17 protein-coding genes are annotated in these 16,862 nt (G+C 57.8%); 12 read left to right on the plus strand and 5 right to left on the minus strand.

Annotation, left to right across the window (positions count from 1 at the left end; genetic code table 11):
* Both DSM3645_RS12290 and DSM3645_RS12295 read right to left on the minus strand, forming a co-directional pair.
* Window positions 1-1,413, minus strand: coding sequence for an SPFH domain-containing protein (locus DSM3645_RS12290; RefSeq protein WP_002652500.1), 1,413 nt, complete (start codon window positions 1,411-1,413; stop codon window positions 1-3).
* Window positions 1,414-1,467: 54 nt separating this feature from the next.
* Window positions 1,468-1,995 carry a hypothetical protein gene (locus DSM3645_RS12295; RefSeq protein WP_002652501.1) on the minus strand — a complete coding sequence of 176 codons (528 nt, stop codon included), beginning with the start codon at window positions 1,993-1,995 and terminating at the stop codon, window positions 1,468-1,470.
* A gap of 275 nt (window positions 1,996-2,270) precedes the next feature.
* Between DSM3645_RS12295 and DSM3645_RS12300 the strand changes: the two genes are divergently transcribed.
* The 9 genes from DSM3645_RS12300 to DSM3645_RS12340 all read left to right on the plus strand — a co-directional run bounded on the left by DSM3645_RS12300 (window position 2,271) and on the right by DSM3645_RS12340 (window position 10,143).
* Entirely contained in the window at window positions 2,271-2,963 is a 693-nt protein-coding gene (locus DSM3645_RS12300) for a HEAT repeat domain-containing protein (RefSeq protein ID WP_081444806.1), read from the plus strand.
* A gap of 361 nt (window positions 2,964-3,324) precedes the next feature.
* On the plus strand, window positions 3,325-4,734 hold the full coding sequence (locus DSM3645_RS12305) for a hypothetical protein (protein WP_050769361.1): 1,410 nt from the start codon (window positions 3,325-3,327) through the stop codon (window positions 4,732-4,734).
* Window positions 4,735-4,870: 136 nt separating this feature from the next.
* Window positions 4,871-5,797 carry a DNA integrity scanning protein DisA nucleotide-binding domain protein gene (locus DSM3645_RS12310; RefSeq protein ID WP_002652504.1) on the plus strand — a complete coding sequence of 309 codons (927 nt, stop codon included), beginning with the start codon at window positions 4,871-4,873 and terminating at the stop codon, window positions 5,795-5,797.
* Between the two features lie 3 nt (window positions 5,798-5,800).
* Window positions 5,801-6,301, plus strand: coding sequence for a GNAT family N-acetyltransferase (locus tag DSM3645_RS12315; RefSeq protein WP_002652505.1), 501 nt, complete (start codon window positions 5,801-5,803; stop codon window positions 6,299-6,301).
* 132 nt (window positions 6,302-6,433) lie between these two features.
* Window positions 6,434-7,327, plus strand: a complete 894-nt coding sequence (locus tag DSM3645_RS12320; RefSeq protein WP_002652506.1) for a DUF1559 domain-containing protein — start codon at window positions 6,434-6,436, stop codon at window positions 7,325-7,327.
* 76 nt (window positions 7,328-7,403) lie between these two features.
* Window positions 7,404-7,835: a hypothetical protein gene (locus DSM3645_RS12325; RefSeq protein WP_002652507.1), complete on the plus strand. Its 432-nt coding sequence runs from the start codon at window positions 7,404-7,406 to the stop codon at window positions 7,833-7,835.
* 195 nt (window positions 7,836-8,030) lie between these two features.
* Window positions 8,031-8,693: a PepSY-associated TM helix domain-containing protein gene (locus DSM3645_RS12330; protein ID WP_002652508.1), complete on the plus strand. Its 663-nt coding sequence runs from the start codon at window positions 8,031-8,033 to the stop codon at window positions 8,691-8,693.
* 52 nt (window positions 8,694-8,745) lie between these two features.
* On the plus strand, window positions 8,746-9,288 hold the full coding sequence (locus tag DSM3645_RS12335) for a DUF2271 domain-containing protein (protein WP_002652509.1): 543 nt from the start codon (window positions 8,746-8,748) through the stop codon (window positions 9,286-9,288).
* Between the two features lie 42 nt (window positions 9,289-9,330).
* Window positions 9,331-10,143, plus strand: coding sequence for a DUF4198 domain-containing protein (locus DSM3645_RS12340; RefSeq protein ID WP_002652510.1), 813 nt, complete (start codon window positions 9,331-9,333; stop codon window positions 10,141-10,143).
* A gap of 243 nt (window positions 10,144-10,386) precedes the next feature.
* Here the strand turns inward: DSM3645_RS12340 and DSM3645_RS12345 are convergent, their stop codons facing one another.
* On the minus strand, window positions 10,387-11,079 hold the full coding sequence (locus tag DSM3645_RS12345; protein ID WP_002652512.1) for an NAD(P)H-hydrate epimerase: 693 nt from the start codon (window positions 11,077-11,079) through the stop codon (window positions 10,387-10,389).
* 101 nt (window positions 11,080-11,180) lie between these two features.
* On the opposite strand from DSM3645_RS12345, the gene DSM3645_RS12350 reads away from it, so the two are divergent.
* Window positions 11,181-11,417: an FmdB family zinc ribbon protein gene (locus DSM3645_RS12350; RefSeq protein WP_002652513.1), complete on the plus strand. Its 237-nt coding sequence runs from the start codon at window positions 11,181-11,183 to the stop codon at window positions 11,415-11,417.
* Between the two features lie 63 nt (window positions 11,418-11,480).
* Window positions 11,481-12,809, plus strand: a complete 1,329-nt coding sequence (locus tag DSM3645_RS12355) for an outer membrane protein assembly factor BamB family protein (protein ID WP_002652514.1) — start codon at window positions 11,481-11,483, stop codon at window positions 12,807-12,809.
* Between the two features lie 192 nt (window positions 12,810-13,001).
* Here the strand turns inward: DSM3645_RS12355 and DSM3645_RS30910 are convergent, their stop codons facing one another.
* Together DSM3645_RS30910 and surE are read right to left on the minus strand one after the other, a co-directional pair.
* A complete protein-coding gene (locus DSM3645_RS30910; protein WP_131282502.1) occupies window positions 13,002-13,502 on the minus strand; it encodes a hypothetical protein in 501 nt (166 codons plus the stop codon).
* Between the two features lie 140 nt (window positions 13,503-13,642).
* The gene (gene surE, locus DSM3645_RS12365) at window positions 13,643-14,407 is read right to left on the minus strand and encodes a 5'/3'-nucleotidase SurE (protein ID WP_002652516.1); all 765 of its coding nucleotides are present in this window, start codon (window positions 14,405-14,407) and stop codon (window positions 13,643-13,645) included.
* A 275-nt stretch (window positions 14,408-14,682) separates the two neighbouring features.
* Between surE and guaA the strand changes: the two genes are divergently transcribed.
* Entirely contained in the window at window positions 14,683-16,266 is a 1,584-nt protein-coding gene (gene guaA, locus DSM3645_RS12370) for a glutamine-hydrolyzing GMP synthase (RefSeq protein WP_116344485.1), read from the plus strand.
* Window positions 16,267-16,862 lie beyond the last annotated feature (596 nt).

A 16,862-nucleotide genomic window follows, 5' to 3' on the forward strand; every position in this document is an offset into this window, starting at 1 on the left:
TTAATTTTCGTCGGTGCCAAGCAGCTTTTCTTCGACCTTGTCGGCTTGCCACGCGATGGCGGTAACGACGCGCGTCAGGCCGAACACGTCGGCCGTATCAGCCAACTCATTCGCTTGGACCGTGATCATTTCACCGGCCGGAGTCGTCACAAAGGCGAAAGCGCCATGAATCATCTTCGTGTTGTAGCGGAGCAGCGCGACGGCGTTGCGTTCGGTCGCTGGGCCGCAATACGACTGGAACGTGATCAGGCTTTGCCCGTCGTCATCTTTCCGGTCGAACGAGATATGAACGTTTTGTTTTCGCAGACTGCCGATCGGGACGGTGACGACATACGCGTCGCCATCTTCGGACATGCTCCACGAGTTTGACTGGGCGACCGCTTGGACGAGTTGCTGCGGGTCGACCTTGTGAGCCGCTGCCGCCGGAGCCAGGTCATCAAACGACAGGGCGCTGCCCATTGCGGCGCCAGCGCCGGAAGCGGCCATCATCGACGCGGCTTGTTGCGGTTGCTGAGGCTGTTGCGGCATAGTCGGACCAGACGGCGGCGCCATCGGCGGCTGCCCGTGTCCTTGCATCGATTGTTGGATCATGCCGGGCATCATCATGCCGAAACCGGCGCCCATGCCCATTCCCATCGCGTTGTTTCCGGTACCGCCCCCCTGCTCCGCCATCTTCGACATGCTGTTGGCTGCTTGATACATGGTGAACGCACGCAAGTCGCCGATCGCGCCCATGCTGCTGCGCGCATCGATCGCCTTTTGCACTTCTTCCGGCGGCGTGATCGCATTGATGAAGAAGTCGGCCAGTTCCAGACCATACTTCGCGAAGTCTTCTGCGACTTTGATGCGCGTGCCGGCGGCGATCTCATCAAATTTGGCCGGCAAGTCGAGCATGCTGATCTTCGACGTGCCGAGCAGATCGGTCAGCCGCGCGACGATGACATCCTTCAAAAACGACGTCACTTCGTCGGTCGTATATTTTCCCTGCGTGCCGACCAGCGTGTTCAGTAGCAGCGCCGCGTCTTTGATGCGGTACGAGAACTTGCCGAAACTGCGCAGGCGGACCATGCCAAAGTCGGCGTCGCGGACCGTGATCGGCTGACGCGTCCCCCATTTTTGGTCCAGGAAGGTCTGCTTGCCAAAGAAGTAGACCTGGCACTGAAACGGCGACTTCTCCCACGGAATCGTGAGAATGCTGGTAATCAGCGGCAGGTTCTGCGTCGTCAGCGTATAGCGACCCGGGGCGAAGGTATCCATCGCCTTGCCGTCGCGGAAGAAGATCGCTTCCTGATTTTGGGAAACGATCAGCTGCGCGCCGTACTTGATGTCGGCCGAACCGCTGGGCGGTTCGCGATGGACGAGCGAGCGATTCGTTTCGTCAAAATATTGAATGACTTCTAGTCGGATACCCATTGCGTTTCCCCCTCGTGTTGCTTGTTCGTCGAAGTGCTCGGCGCCGCGGTCCCCTTACGAGGTCGGCGGCTCCGATCCGATTCCCTTCAGGATGTTTTCGCGTTCGTCCAGCTTCGCTAGCATCACGTTGACCGCGGCGATCAGCGGCGTCAGCGCAACGGCTGGCGGATCACTAGAGGCCGGCAATTTTTCGATCGCGCCGGCGACGGTATCGGCCTCGGTGATCAAGCTGCCGTCATAGTCGTAGAGATCATCCAATTGATCTTCGCCGATTTGCACAAAATCAAAAAAGCCGCTGTAGCCCGGCATCGCTCCTCGCAGGCGCCCAATCGCCGTGTCGAGTTTGGCGCGAAGACGGTCAATCATGGGTAGCTGGTCAATCTGGCCGAGATCGACCAGCATGCGTCCATACGTATCTAGCGGCGATTTCGCTCGATCTAAGCGATCGGCGATCCATTTTCGGGTGAGAGTATCCGCATCGCGCCGATACTCTTTCTCTAGGTAACCGCTAAAACCGGGAATATAGCGCAGGATCGTTTCGATCGCGCCCCGATTGCTTGCATGTTGTTTGGGATCGACCAAAGAAACCCTCCCGGCAGATGAGCGAATAAGGCGGTAACGTCGTATGGTATTCGTCGCCGAATTGGAAATATTGTCCCTTGCGACTTTGCGGCGAGCCCTAAGTGGAAAGCCTACCACGTTTTGACGGGGGATGCGAAGCGTGGAAAAGCACAATTTTCTCCCTCGGGGCGCGGTTTTAGCGGCAGTTGGATTCGTCTAGGCGACTCCTCCTCATTTTGCTATCGTCTCGCGTCCCTGCGACCTAAATCAGCTAGAAAATCCTTCGAAGGGCAACGATGAAGTCGGCCAGTCTTGCAATCTGTCTATTAATACTCGTGCTCGGTTGCACCAAAAACGGCGCTATTAGCAGCCCGTTCGGTTGGGGAATCAAGGATGACCCTGCCGATCTGGCGAAATATGGCCCAAATCCCACGCAGCGCCGCGACGAAATTCGTCGAATGGCGCGTTACGCCGAGGAAATGAGCGACTCGGAAAAACAACTGACGGCCAATAAGCTGACGCAGCAAATCAAAGAAGAGCAAGATCCGCTGCTGCGGATCGAAATTCTGAAAGCGTTGGCGACGCTGCAAACCCCCGCGGCTCATGAAGGTTTACGGAGCGGCCTCTACGATTCGGAAATGCGTGTCCGCGTGATGGCGGTCGAAACGATGGTGGTCGGCAAAGATCCGAAAGCAATTGAAGAGTTGGGAGACTTGATCGTCCGCGATCGAGAGCTGGATGTCCGACTTGCCGCCGCCAAAGCGCTCGAGCAGTTTGATTCGCCGGAGTCTCGCAAAGCATTGTTGCCGGCGGTGCAAGATCGTGATCCAGCGCTCCGCTATGTGGCGATCCAGTCGCTGCGTCAGCATAGTCAAGTCGACTATGGCGGCGACGCGTCAAAATGGGAGGCCTATGCGATGGGCGAAAATCCTGCGCCTCCTGAGAACGTCAGCATGACAAGTTGGATGATTCCCTCCTTCTTGCGGTAGTCCGGCTTCGGGCCATGCCGATTCGTTCCTTCATTCGGACTTCGGCAACCTGCCCGGCAGGCACGAATGTGTCGTTTCTGCGGACGAGGCTCCCCTCGATTGCAAAAAGGAATGGCGCGGCGCGAATCGATCTGATTTCAATTCGCGGTTGCGTCCGAAAACTGCGTATGCCAAGCTGCAATAAGGCGATTGCAGCAAAGCGTAGTTTGCCCCACCAGCAAACTTTCGACAGATACTCAGGGCACGGATGATGCGACAACCTTTGACGTTATTTACACTTCTGGCAATTTTTAACCTTTGCGCACCCTGCTGGGCGGCGGACGGTCCAGGATTGCAAGCGCCCGCCAACGCCGGTAGGGCGATGTCGGAAGTCGAAGCTCCCGTGCTGAGTCTTGATGCACCGGTGTTGCGTATCGCCTTGCGATTTGGCGCCGAGAAAGCCGCTCCTCCGGTCAATGACGCGCCCGCTCCCATTGCTCCGCTGACCGCAGAAGAGCAGCGTGCAGCGGCCGAAGCGGAAGCCGCCGAAGAGCCGATGCTGAAGCTGTTGCCGTTGAACCAACAGCCCGGCGAGATCGGTTCAGGCGTCGCCGAATCGATGAAAAGCGAGCCCAAAACGGCCCCGCGCTCGATCGAGCCGATGGAAATTCCGCTCGAAATGCCAGCGGACGAAATGGCGCCCAAAAAGCTGTCGGAAACGGCGCCTGCCAAGCAACTTGTCCCTGCGGAACAAGAGATGCCGGCCGAGAAAGCGCCGGAAGCTCCCCCGCGAAAAAAGCTGACCGCCGACCAAGTCCGCCTGCGGAGTAAAATCCACCGTGTGCTGGACTACTATTACAAGCAGCCGATCGACGTCGCGAAAGAAAACGTCTGGGCGACGATGCACGGAATGCTGCCGTATGGCGTTGACGCGCATGTCCGCACCGGCGGTCGCGAAAATCGCTCGGTCAATGCGATCGGCTGGCTCTGCTGGAACGGCAAATGTAAGGGCTACGATCTCTTCTACGTCGACCGCGGACGTTTGGGAGCTCGCCAAGGGCCCGGCGTGCAAGGACATCATGGCCAATTTTTGGCGATGCTCGCCCAAAGCTATGTCACGCCGTCGTACGAAGTTCGCGTCGGCAACGAGGTTTTTCATATCTCCGACCTGATCGAGTTTGAAAAGGAAACGTGCCGCCCGGCCAGCGAATTGACCTTCAAGCTGATCTCGTTGGCCTACTATCTGCCGGTGGACGCCCAGTGGAAGAGTGACGATGGCCAGACCTGGACGATTGAGCGGCTGATTGACGAAGAATTGCGTCAACCGGTGATCGGCGCCGCCTGCGGCGGAACGCATCGCCTGATGGGATTCTCCTATGCGGTCCGCAAACGCGAACTCTCGGGAGAGCCGATGGACGGCCACTGGGAAAGAGCCAAGATTTTCCTGGATGACTACTACGCGTACACTTTTCGGCTGCAAAATCCGGACGGCAGCTTCAGCACTGAATGGTTTGAAGGTCGCGCCGCGAAGCCAGATCTGCAGCGTCGCCTGCAAACGACAGGACATATCGCCGAATGGCTCGCCTATTCGCTGACCGACGAAGAACTGACCGCGCCCCGGATGCAAAAAGCGATCGATTACTTAGCCACGATCCTCGAGAAAAATCCTCGCATGGACTGGAGCATCGGTCCGCTAGGACACGGATTGCACGCTCTGGCGATCTACGACCAACGCGTCTTCGACACGCCTCCAGGGCATCGCAGCGCTGAAGTCGCGACGAAATTGCCTTAATCGCAGCGCAGATCATGGTTTCCGACGGTCGACGTAGTTGCCGAGGCCTGCGATCTTTTCTACCATGCGTTCACGATCGCATTGGGCCTGGGGCCTGCACTTCTGACTCGGCGAATTGCCGAACTGACCGCCACGGATGAAGCAACAGAAATTCACCAAGCAATTCGCAGAGTTTCTCCGGATCGGCGCTGCGCTGGTGAAGCAAGCCGAGGCCGACGCATTGCTCATCTTCGCGGAGGGCGTTTGCGAATGGGACCAAATCAAAGCCGGCGCCGGCGATACCAAAACGATTATCGCCGCCGATAACGAGGAGGCGCTCGAAGGCGCCAAAGAAGCCGGCCTGATGCCGATCGTCGTCGAATTGGACGAAAGCCCGATTCTGGAAAAGTTGACCCACGCGCTGGTCGAATCTGTCGCTGACGATATTATCGCCACCGGCGCGTCGGTCGTGGCGCTCTACAGCGGGTTCGACGAGTCGCGGTTGGACACGATCAGCCTGGTTCGCCTGTCTGAGCATCTCGGCCGCCTGACCTCGCGCGATCTCCGCCGCTTGGAGACCAGCGTGCCGCTGGAGACGCTCAAGCATGTGATCGATCTGGCGGTCGATATCGGCCGCGAAGGCCGCGAGGGGAAACCGGTCGGCACCATGTTTGTGGTGGGCGACCATCGCAAAGTGCTGCATCACAGCGTCGCGAGCGGTTTCGACCCGATCAAGGGGTACAATCGCAAAGAGCGGAGCATCTTTGACGGCCGCGTCCGCGAGGGGATCAAAGAGATCGCCCAGTTGGACGGTGCGTTTATCATCAACGCCGACGGCGTGGTCGAAGCGGCTTGCCGGTTGGTCGACGTCTCGTCGGCCAGCGTTACCTTGTCCAAAGGACTGGGCGCTCGGCATTGGGCCGGGGCCGCGATCAGCAAGAAGACGAAGTCGATCGCGATTGTGGTCAGCGAGTCGAATGGCACGGTTCGCGTCTTCCAGAACGGCGAAGTGATGCTCCGCATCGAACCATTCCGCCGCGCTATGAAGTGGAAGGATCTCGACTTCGACAACGCGGGAGAGTAATTAATGCCCGCTGCTTCAGGTCCGGCGCCGTTCGCCGGTAAGGTCGTCACTGTGGACCTACTCAACGACCAGCATGCCGCCGCACTGATGCGTCTGCTTGAGCAATACGCTCTCGACGTCATGGGGGGCGGCAAGCCGCTGTTGCCCGAAGTCCACCAGCACCTGATCGAGCGGCTGAAAAACTTCCCCACATTCGTCGGACTCTTGGCCGAAGAAAACGGCCAATACGTCGGCCTGGCCAACGGCTTTTACAACTTCTCGACCTTCTCGGCTCGCCCAGTGATCAACGTCCACGACTTGGCGGTTGATCCCGCACATCGCGGTCGCGGCGTCGGGCAAGCGCTGCTTGACGAAATGTCGCGCGTAGCCCAAGAGAACGGCTGTTCGTATCTCACGTTGGAAGTCCGCTACGACAACCCGGCCCGGCGACTCTATCAGCGCTGCGGATTTGTGGGCGGGGATCCTCAGACGGATGAGATGGCGTTCTGGAAGAAGCGGCTCTAAACGTCTTCTTTTTCTAAATAAAGAGCATGTTTTTTTGCAATTTCAGGGCGAATCGTCGCTTCTCCCCGAAATAACTACTAAAATGCTTTTTCTGCGCTATTCTCAGATACTTTATATGCTAAGGACCCCTCCATGCTGGCCCCATCCCGTCGCAAGCTTCTCGGTTTTACGTTGGTCGAATTGCTGGTGGTGATCGCCATTATCGGCGTTTTGATTGCGCTGCTGTTGCCGGCGGTTCAGCAAGCTCGCGAGGCCGCTCGGCGGATGCAATGCAGCAACCAGCTCAAGCAGATCGGCTTGGCGATGCACAACTATCACGACACGTTCGGTAAGTTTCCCGCCGGCGCAATGCACATTGGCAATGGCCTGCCGTGGTTGGTGAAGATCTTGCCGTTTATTGAGCAAGGGGCGCTCTACGAACAGTTCAATATGAAAGCCACCGGCTGGAGCCAAAATAACAGCGCCGGAACGAATTCGGTCGAAACCTACTTTTGCCCCAGCTTTGACGAACGCGCGGCGCAATATGCGGATCCTGGGGTGCTGACGACGCACTACTATGGCGTGGCCGGCCCCAAGGGAACCAACGCCGCCAACGGCGCTGCCTATCGCTACGACGAGAATCCGACCGACGAGCCCGATTTTTACGGGGGTTACGCCTTGCAAGGCGTGCTGGGACTTTACGAAAAGATGGGGCAGATCGGCTTCCGAGATATTACCGACGGTACTTCCAATACGCTGATGGTCGGCGAGATCTCGTGGAAAGGGGTCGAAACGCACTATCGTCCCTGGTACCGCGGCGGCAACGGCGGCATCGTCAGGTCGGCCACCGGCGGTTTCAAGAACATTGACGCCGGCATCAATGTTCCTATTGGGCAGTGGATGAGCACCAGTTTTGGCAGCAATCACCCAGGCGGCGCCCTGTTCGTCAGTTGCGATGGCTCGGTCAGCTTCTATAGCGAAACAATCGACATCGCGACGTACAAAGCGGCCGCTAGTCGTGATGGCGGCGAAGTCCTATCGGAATAGGGTTACGTCGCCCCCTTTGCAATTGTCATCGCTTCGTCCCCCCTCCTGCTTCATTCCTAAACGGAAACCCTGCCCCATGCCCACGCATCTACCGACACGCCGCTTGACCTGTTGGCTCGGCCTGACCGTCGCAATTACTTTCGCTCTGGGTTGCAGTAAAAGCCAGGACTTCCCCGGCGAGATCGAAGTTACCGGCAACGTCACCTTCGACGGCCAACCGATATCGGGGGGAATGATTTATTTTGAGCCAGATGTGAGAGCCGGGAACAGTGGTCCGCAAGGTTTCGCCGAGATTATCGACGGTCACTACAGCACCCAAAAAAGCGGCCGCGGCGTCAAGTCAGGGCCGAACATGGTGCGGATCGAAGAGATACAGCCGATCGAAGGGGAGAAATCTCGCGCGATGCAGTTCTATGAGCACCACACCGAGGCCGTTCTGACTGCCGACAACGCGGAACAAGACTTCGAGATTCCGGCAGAAACCGCCAAGCGGAAAGGCCGCCGCTAGGCCCCGCTTCAATCGGCGCAACAAGCGACGAGGCCTGCTCTCTCGGTTTTATTGCGACACTCTTTGCGGCGTTTGGCGTTAAACTTCGCATCCAAATTTTCTGCCGCGTTGATTTCTCTTCAACGATTTCTTAAGATGGGGCCAATAGTAGTTGAGACCTGTTCTCAATAAACCGCCCGTCTCTCTGAGTTGTCGATGCCAGAAACAGCCGAAATCCTGCAGAAAAAGCGGCTTCTCCAAGAGCGTCGTCGCCAAAGCCGCGCCTACTGGAACAAGGCGATGCGCAAATGGCATTGGATCAGTTCCGCGATTTGCTTGGTTGGCATGATCGTGTTTGCGGTTACCGGTATCACGCTGAACCATGCCGCACAGATCTCGTCCGAGCCGCAGGTCGTCAACCAAACGGCCGAGGTTCCTGGAAAGCTGATGGACATTTTGCGTCAGCAGCCGGAGGAAGGAGACCATCTTTTGCCGGTCGAAGTGACCCGCTGGCTGCGCCGTGAATTGGCGGTTTCCACTCCGCCGAAGCCGGCCGAGTGGACCGAAGATGACGTCTATCTTTCGATGCAAGGGCCCGGCGTCGACGCTTGGTTGAGCATCGATCGAGAGAGCGGTGAAGTTGAGTTTGAGCAAACGTCGCGCGGCTGGATCGCTTATTTCAATGATCTGCACAAGGGACGCCATACCGGGACGGCCTGGAGTTGGTTTCTTGACATCTTTGCAATTGCAACGCTCGTCTTTTGCCTGACCGGGCTTTACTTGCTGTACTTCCATGCTCAGCAGCGGCGGATGACCTGGCCGTTGGTTGGGCTCGGATTTGTGCTGCCGCTGTTGATCGCGATGTTTCTGATGCATTGACCTTTGCGTTGATTTTTCCTTTTCGCCTACGATCCCATTACGTGAGTCGCTTATGAACAAAAATCGTCTCTTTGGCGCTTGTGTCGCCGTGACGTTATCGCTGCTTGGTAACGGCGTTATCCTGGCCGCGGAAGCAGCGGAAAAGCTCGAGGTCACCGTCGAAATTCCACAGCTCAACGTCGGCGGCTATCACCGCCCCTATGTCGCGGTTTGGGTTCAGGACGCCGACGCCAAAGTCGTCCAGAACGTCGCCGTTTGGTATCAGTTGAAGGGAAAGAAAAAAGGCTCAGGCACCAAGTGGTTGCCTGACCTGCGACAGTGGTGGCGGCGCTCTGGTCGTGAGTTGGAGATGCCGGTCGACGGAATTTCGGGGGCGACGCGCCCGGTTGGCAAGCACGAACTAACGATCGACAGCAAAGCCGCGTTGGCCCAATTGAAACCCGGGCAGTACGCATTGGTGGTCGAAGCGGCCCGCGAGCATGGTGGTCGCGAGTTGGTAAAAGTGCCGTTCTCCTGGCCGGCGACCGCCGAGCAGTCGTACGCTGTGAGCGGAGAAAAAGAGTTGGGCGAAGTGACGCTGACGGTTCGCCCCTGATCCAGCCTGCCCTATTTTTATTAGATTTGACCGATCAAGGAGATGCTTGTGCTACGTTCGACTTTGACTTCGCTGTTATTCGTCAGCTTGTTTTCGCTAACCGCAGTGGCGCATAACGTTTGGCTATTGCCGTCGCAGACGGTGTTGTCGGGAGAAGATCCCTGGATCACGGTCGATGCGGCCGTCTCCAACGATCTATTCTATTTCAATCACTTTCCGCTGTCGCTCGACAACCTGCAAATTGTCGCCCCCGATGGCGCGCAAGTCGAAGCAGCGAATCAAGCGACCGGTAAGTATCGGAGCGTGTTCGACCTGCAGTTGCAGCAGCAAGGAACGTATCGAATCGCCGTATTGAATCATGGGCTTTTCGGAAGTTGGAACGAAAACGGAGAGTCGCGTCGTTGGCGCGGTACGCCTGAGTCGTTTGCGAAAGAAGTGCCGTCAGACGCGCAAGACCTGCGCGTTTCGGAAAGCGTCGGACGCGTCGAGACGTTCGTCACCAACGGCGCTCCCAACGAGGTGGCTTTGAAACCGACCGGTAAAGGAATCGAGTTGATTGCAGTCACCCATCCGAACGATCTTTTCGCTGGCGAAAAGAGCCGCTTTCGCTTCCTGGTCGACGGCAAGCCCGCCGCAGGGCTGAAGGTCCAAGTGATTCGCGGGGAAACGCGTTATCGCAACTCTCCGGAAGCGACTCATCTTACGACCGATGCCGAAGGGGAATTTAGCGTTACGTGGGACGAGCCCGGCATGTACTGGTTAGAAACGTCGACCCAAGATGAGAAGACGACAATTCCCCAAGCGCAAAGTCGTCGTTTGAGCTATGCCGCGACATTGGAGGTGTTGCCGCAGTAGTCGGAACTGGACGAATAAAATTGAACTAGGTTTGGGCTTTCTCAGGGAGAGCCCAAACCAACCGGGATGAAATTGGCCGACCCGGTTTTCATGCTGATCGAGGCGCCATTGATGACCAACCGTTACCGCAACTGAGCCGTGAAGCGAAAACGGAAAGCGACATGGTCACGACCCAGCGTTTGCATCGGCGGCTTTCCTCTTCCGGTGGTCCGGTGTACCCGACTCCTTCGGCTTAAATGCCTTTCAATGTCCCGCTCCCATCGCCTGCTCGATCGCCTGACGCGGCGCGCCAATTCCCACCGTGACCACTTCTCCCAGATAAGGCTTTGCAGCTTCCGCCGTGAAGCCGATCTTGGGTGCTACGAATGTCACCGTTACCGTCGCTTCGACCGTCGGATCGCCCGGCGTGCCGGTATCGCAGTCCAAGCCGCTTGGCAGATCGATCGCCATGCGTTGGGCGTTGCTGCGATTGATCGCGCGGATCACGCGATCCATGGGGGCACGCGGGTTCCCTTTGATACCGGTCCCCAGCAACGCGTCGACAATCCAATCGGCATCCAGTAGCAACCGATGGAGCGTCTCGTCCGTCACGTCGGCGGGGATGATCTCTAGCGGCAACTCGCTTTTCCGCACGATGTTCAGTTGAATCGCCGCGTCGCCGGTGATCTCTTCGGCCGGGCAAAAGAGCAATGTTTGGGTCGGTATCCCCAACAGGTCCAAATGCCGGGCCATCGCCAGCCCGTCGCCGCCGTTATTCCCTTTTCCACAGCAGATGCGGACGCATTGGGCCGTGCGCGCGGCTAGAATATCAACGCACCCCCGAGCGGCGTTTTCCATGAGAACGACGCCGGGAACGCCATATTGCTCGATCGCAATCTGGTCGACGGCGCGAACCTGCTGCCGGGTGATTTGCGAAAAACCGGTAGGTTTGGGCATAATAATTCGGTCGGTTTGGCGTATTCGAGAAAAAGCCCCGTCCCGTATGATAAGACAAACCCCCCGTGCTGGGAAATCGATCCCGAAGGAGCCGCACTACGATGCCGCTGTTTGAATATGTCTGCACTCAGTGCAATTGCGAGTTTGAGACGTTGGTTCGCGGCGAGGAAACTCCTGCGTGCCCCCAGTGCGGCGCGACCAAGCTCGAAAAGGCATGGAGCGTGCCGGCCGCGCATAGCGGCGGATCTTCGCAAAGCTTGCCGATGGCGGCTCCGCCGAGTTCCTTTGGCGGCTGCGGCGCTCCGCAGTGTGGCGGCGGCGGCTGCCATCGTGATTAGTTGATTCGGTTTCCGCATCCCGCCCCCCTACCCTTCCGCTATCTCCAGACAGGTTCGCCCACGATGACCTTCCGAAATCGATTGGTCGCTACGACGTTGTTCGCACTGACCTTCTGCTCTCCGGCTTGGGCTGGCGATTCGTGGCCCCAGTTTCGCGGCGCATCAGGAGACGGCGTCAGCGAAGCGACCAATGTACCGCTGAAGTGGTCGGAAGCAGAGAACGTCGCGTGGAAAACGCCGATCGAAGGCAAAGGGTGGTCATCGCCGGTTCTCGCCAACGGCAAGCTATGGCTGACCACCGCGATCACGACAGAGGCCTCTAAAGAAGCGTTTGAAAAAAAACTGAAGGGGAAACCAAAGTTCCAACAGATGACCAGCGAATTGGCGGCGTCGATTCAGTTGCGTGCGATTGAAATTGACTACGCCACTGGGGAGATCGGCAAGCAGGTCGACCTGTTCTACATCGAAGATCCGGATCCAATTCATTCGACCAACAGCTACGCATCGCCGACTCCGGTGTTGGAAGGGGACCGTTTGTATTGCCACTTCGGCACTTACGGCACGTGCTGTGTCGATACGATCACAGGAAAACTCGTCTGGAAGAATCAACTGCCGCTGCAACACAATGTGGGGCCCGGCAGTTCGCCGGTGCTGCATGACGGAGTGATGATCTTGACGTGTGACGGCGCCGACCAGCAATACGTTTGCGGACTCAACGCGACCACCGGCGAACAGATGTGGAAGACCGATCGTCCCCCGCATCGCAAAGAAGATGGCGACATGCAAAAGGCGTACGCGACGCCGCTGGTCGTCACCTGGGAGGGGCGGACAATGGCGATCGTCCCCGGCGCCCAGTGGGACTGCGCCTACGATCCGCTCTCGGGCGAAGAACTGTGGCGCGTCGATCACGGCGACGGGTTTTCGAACGTGCCGCGACCTGTCTTCAAGGATGGAATTGTCTATATCTGCACCGGCTTTACCCGCGCCGAACTGTGGGCGATGAGCGTCGAGGGACTCGGCGACGTGACCGATTCGCACGTCGGCTGGACCATGAACAAACAAGTGCCGACCAAGCCCTCTCCCGTCCTGTGGAAGAATTTGTTGTTCATGGTTTCGGACCGCGGCATTGCGACCTGCGTTGATACCGAAAATGGCGAAACCGTCTGGACCGAACGTCTCGGCGGCAACTATTCGGCTTCGCCGGCGATCGCCGAAGAGCGGATCTACTTTTGCAACGAAGAAGGCAAAACGATCGTCGTTGCGCCAGAACGAGAATTCAAAGTGCTCGCCGAAAGCCAAATCGCCGGCCAAATCATGGCGAGCCCGCTGTTGTTAGACGGTGCGATTGTGCTGCGGACCGAAAACAGCTTGTATCGGATTGGGAAGAAGTAGAAGAAAAGCGGAAACGGGAAAGCGGATGTAGGTCAAGCCTTTGGCCTGACGATATTCGGCACGAAATTTACGCCGCGCAACGAGCCCGTTTTCACGCTTTTTTCCGAATGGCGTCCGATACAAGAGGATGCTGAACATCTTTGGGCGTCCAGTCTGAGCTAACAAAGCAGGTCGTTCTCAATTCGACTTTGCTCAGATGTCCCCTTCGCGGTAGCCCGGATAGCCACCACCGCCGGGACCATAACCAGCTCCGGGTCCGCCTCCGCCGGGTCCATATCCTCCGCCGCCGGCGGGACCGTAGGGTTGGGGAAAGCCGCCAAAATTGTTGTTGAAGGTCGGACCCAAGCCTTGATAGGGTGCGCCCCACAATTGATACGGGACCGAGTAGGGGCGATACGGATGCAACCATTCGCCGTAAGGTCGAACCGGTCGGCCCCATTCTTGGACGATGTGATAGTTGTCGACGCTGCCGCCGCTGCCGATTCGGCTGCGGAACTGGCGATAACCAGAGCTCATATAGCTGGGGTTGTACGGTTGATTCACGGCCGGGTCGGGCGAGTACTGCGCAACGCGATCCCCTGTTTCCTGACTATGGCTATAGAAGCTGGGAGAGGTCAGCCAATCTTGCGCATAGCTGGAGGATACGGCGGCAAATATCAAGCACAGGCCGGCGATAACGCGGCTTACGTTCATTTTTCGAACAGGGAGTTCGGCGCATCGCCGCGCGCGTCCGTTACGACTTGCGGCGATCAAATCAGAGAGCCGCCGCTTCATTTGCGACGGCATACGGCATGACGAAATTCGCCATGCAGAACTGGGGGGTAACTTCCAGTCTAGTCAGCGATTTGCAAATCCCAAGACTTCATTCGGTCAAGATACGCACTCTCGGTCAAATTAAAGTGGAGCGGAGTGAGGGTGATATCCCCCTTCTCCAGCGCCGAGAGATCGGTTTCTTCCGAGCCATGTTCGGGCTTGGGATCGCCGGTGGACCAGTAATAGTCGCGTCCACGGGGGTCTTTTCGCTTGATAAAATGTTCGCCGTAGCGGGCCAAGCCCATCGGTACAACCTGCACAATCGATTTTTTCCGCAGTGCGGCGGTCGGGAAATTAAGGTTGAACAACTGGGCCGGCTCCCCTTTTTGAGCCAAAATTTTCTCGATAATCTCGCGGCCCTTGAGCGCGGCGACGTCAAACTGCGGGTTTTCGTCCCATTCCAACGAGACGGCGACGCTGGTGATGCCGAAAAACGCGCCTTCGATCGCGGCGGCGACTGTGCCTGAGTAGAGGACGTTGATCCCGGCGTTCAGCCCGCCGTTGATGCCGCTGACGATCAAATCAGGCCGTTTTTTGCAAAACTCGAAAACGCCGATCTTCACGCAGTCGGCCGGGCTCCCTTCGACTGCGTAACCCCGATGCCGATCGCCATCGTACGCTTCTTTGCAGACCAGCGGGCTGAGAAAGGTGATGGAGTGCCCGACGCCGCTTTGTTCGGTCGCGGGCGCGACCACGGTGACATTTCCCAGTTTTTGCAGTTGGCGCTCCATCGCGGCCAATCCGGGGGCGTAAATTCCGTCGTCATTCGTCAGCAAGATTTCCATCGTTCCATCCAATAGAGCGCAGGGGGGGCTGATTGAGCGCAGCAAAGATGCGGTTCGATCTTCATGCTAGGCGGCGCCGCGACAGGGGTAAACCGGGGAAGAACCAACGAAGAGCCGCGTTGGGCAATCTTCATCAATCGCGCCTTTCCGCAGTAGGAAGCCGGCCGAAGAGCTAGTTTGCAGCATTTGGCGATCGCGATATAATACGCGGTTTCCTTCACCCGCCGGTTTCTGGGCGGGCTTTTTCGTTTTCCGGTTTCGACGGAAGGATGACGATGACGGCTCCTGCGCCTGATCACAACTCTGACGCCTCTCGCATCTCTGACGAAAAGATACTCGTCCTCGACTTTGGTTCGCAGTACGCCCAGCTGATTGCTCGCCGCGTACGAGAGCAAAACGTCTATTGCGAAATCGTTCGGCACGACATCTCAGTCGAGCGGATCGCGGCGCATAACCCGCGCGGCATTATTCTTTCTGGCGGGCCCTCCAGCGTTTATGAAGAAGGAGCGCCGCAATGCGATCCCGGCATCTTCGCGATGGGGATTCCGGTGCTCGGCATCTGCTACGGCATGCAACTGATCTGCCAGGCGTTTGGCGGCCAGGTGAAGAACACGTCGCAGCGTGAATATGGTCACGCCAAGATTAGCATCTCTCCGAACGAAGATCTGTTTGGAGGCTTGCCGAGCGAGACCGACGTTTGGATGAGTCACGGCGATCAGGTCACGAACGTGACCGAATCGTTTGAGCCGTTGGCCAGCACGTCGACCTGTCCGATCGCCGCGATGCGACACAAAGAACTGCCGCTTTACGCGATGCAGTTTCATCCCGAAGTGACCCACACGCCGCTGGGATTTCAGATTCTCCGCAACTTTGTCATCTCGGTCTGCGATTGCGAAGGACTTTGGAAACTGCACGACTTCGCCCAGCAGACGATCGCCGAAATTCGCGAGCGTGTCGGCGACAATCGCGTGATCTGCGGCCTCTCAGGCGGCGTTGATTCGGCGGTGGTCGCGGCCCTGCTCTATCAAGCGATTGGCCCGCAATTGTCCTGCATCTTGGTCGACAACGGCCTGTTGCGGAAGCAAGAAGCCGAGTCGGTCATCGCCGAGTTTACCAAGCATTTCAAGACCGACTTGCATGTGGTCGACGCGAAAGACCAGTTCCTGAAAGAGCTGGCCGGGATCACCGAACCGCAAGAGAAACGTCGCCGCATCGGCTATCAATTTGTCGAATGCTTCAAGGCTGAAGCGCTCAAGATCAAAGACGCCAAGTTTTTGGCGCAAGGGACCCTTTATCCCGACGTGATTGAAAGCGGCGCTGCTCTTGATGGCCCGGCCGCGACGATCAAGTTGCACCACAATGTCGGCGGATTGCCGAAAGAGCTCGGCTTCGAGCTGATCGAGCCGCTGCGTGATTTGTTCAAAGACGAAGTCCGCAAGCTGGGGTTGGAGTTGGGTCTGCCGGAAGATCTGGTCTGGCGACACCCGTTCCCCGGTCCCGGTCTGGCGGTTCGCTGCTTGAGCGACATCACCGAAGAAAAACTGTCCGTGCTGCGTGAGGCCGACTCGATCGTCGTCAGCGAGATCAAAGCCGCCGGCCTCTATCGCCAAACGTCGCAAGCATTCGCCGTGCTGTTGCCGGTGCAGAGCGTCGGCGTGATGGGAGACGCACGCACCTATGAAAATGCAGTCGCCGTCCGTTGCGTCAACACCGATGACTTTATGACCGCAACCTGGAGCTACCTGCCGTACGAAGTGCTGGCCCGGATCTCGACGCGAATCATCAACGAAGTCAAAGGGGTCAATCGCGTCTGTTACGACATCAGCACAAAACCGCCGGCGACGATCGAGTGGGAATAACGCCCTTCCAAGAGAAACGCCGCGCCGGGAATGACAGCTTTGGCTGTATGGCCTTACAATAGAACTCGGGCGATTTTGAAGTTTCGCTATTTGGTTGAAGAAAAAAACGCAGCGAAGCTACGGATGAAGAGCGGGTAAACCACGGTCGGAATCAAGTCGAACACCGTAACACTAGCCCGCAGCGCCAGCGAGGGAATCCGGCTGGCCACTTCAATCCGTGTGGGTATCGCTAAGCCGAAAACAGCCCGAGCCGCGAGCCGAGGGAATGCGGTTGGGTGCTTCAAGCCGGGGTCGAAGCTTGGGGCCAAATTCCCTCGGCTTGTACCTCAAGCTACGATGAAATGAAGCTCAATCGCTGCCGAATGTGCCACCACAAAACTGGCGCCGCGGGATCGTGTCCAAGCGGCGACCAGGGGCCGTTGCTGGCTCGTCCGGCAACGCAGAAAGCCGACAGCGCAAAAAAACAGGCGCGACTGTTGGGAACAGTCGCGCCCATGAACGGGATCATCGCTCGTATTACAGTCTCAACAGGCGGGGCGAGCTGGTGGGTGCTCGAAGTCGAGGCCGCTAACGATCGCGTGGAGTTAAGATAAGAG

Source organism: Blastopirellula marina DSM 3645 (genome assembly GCF_000153105.1).
In the GTDB taxonomy this organism is placed as follows: Bacteria; Planctomycetota; Planctomycetia; order Pirellulales; family Pirellulaceae; genus Blastopirellula; species Blastopirellula marina.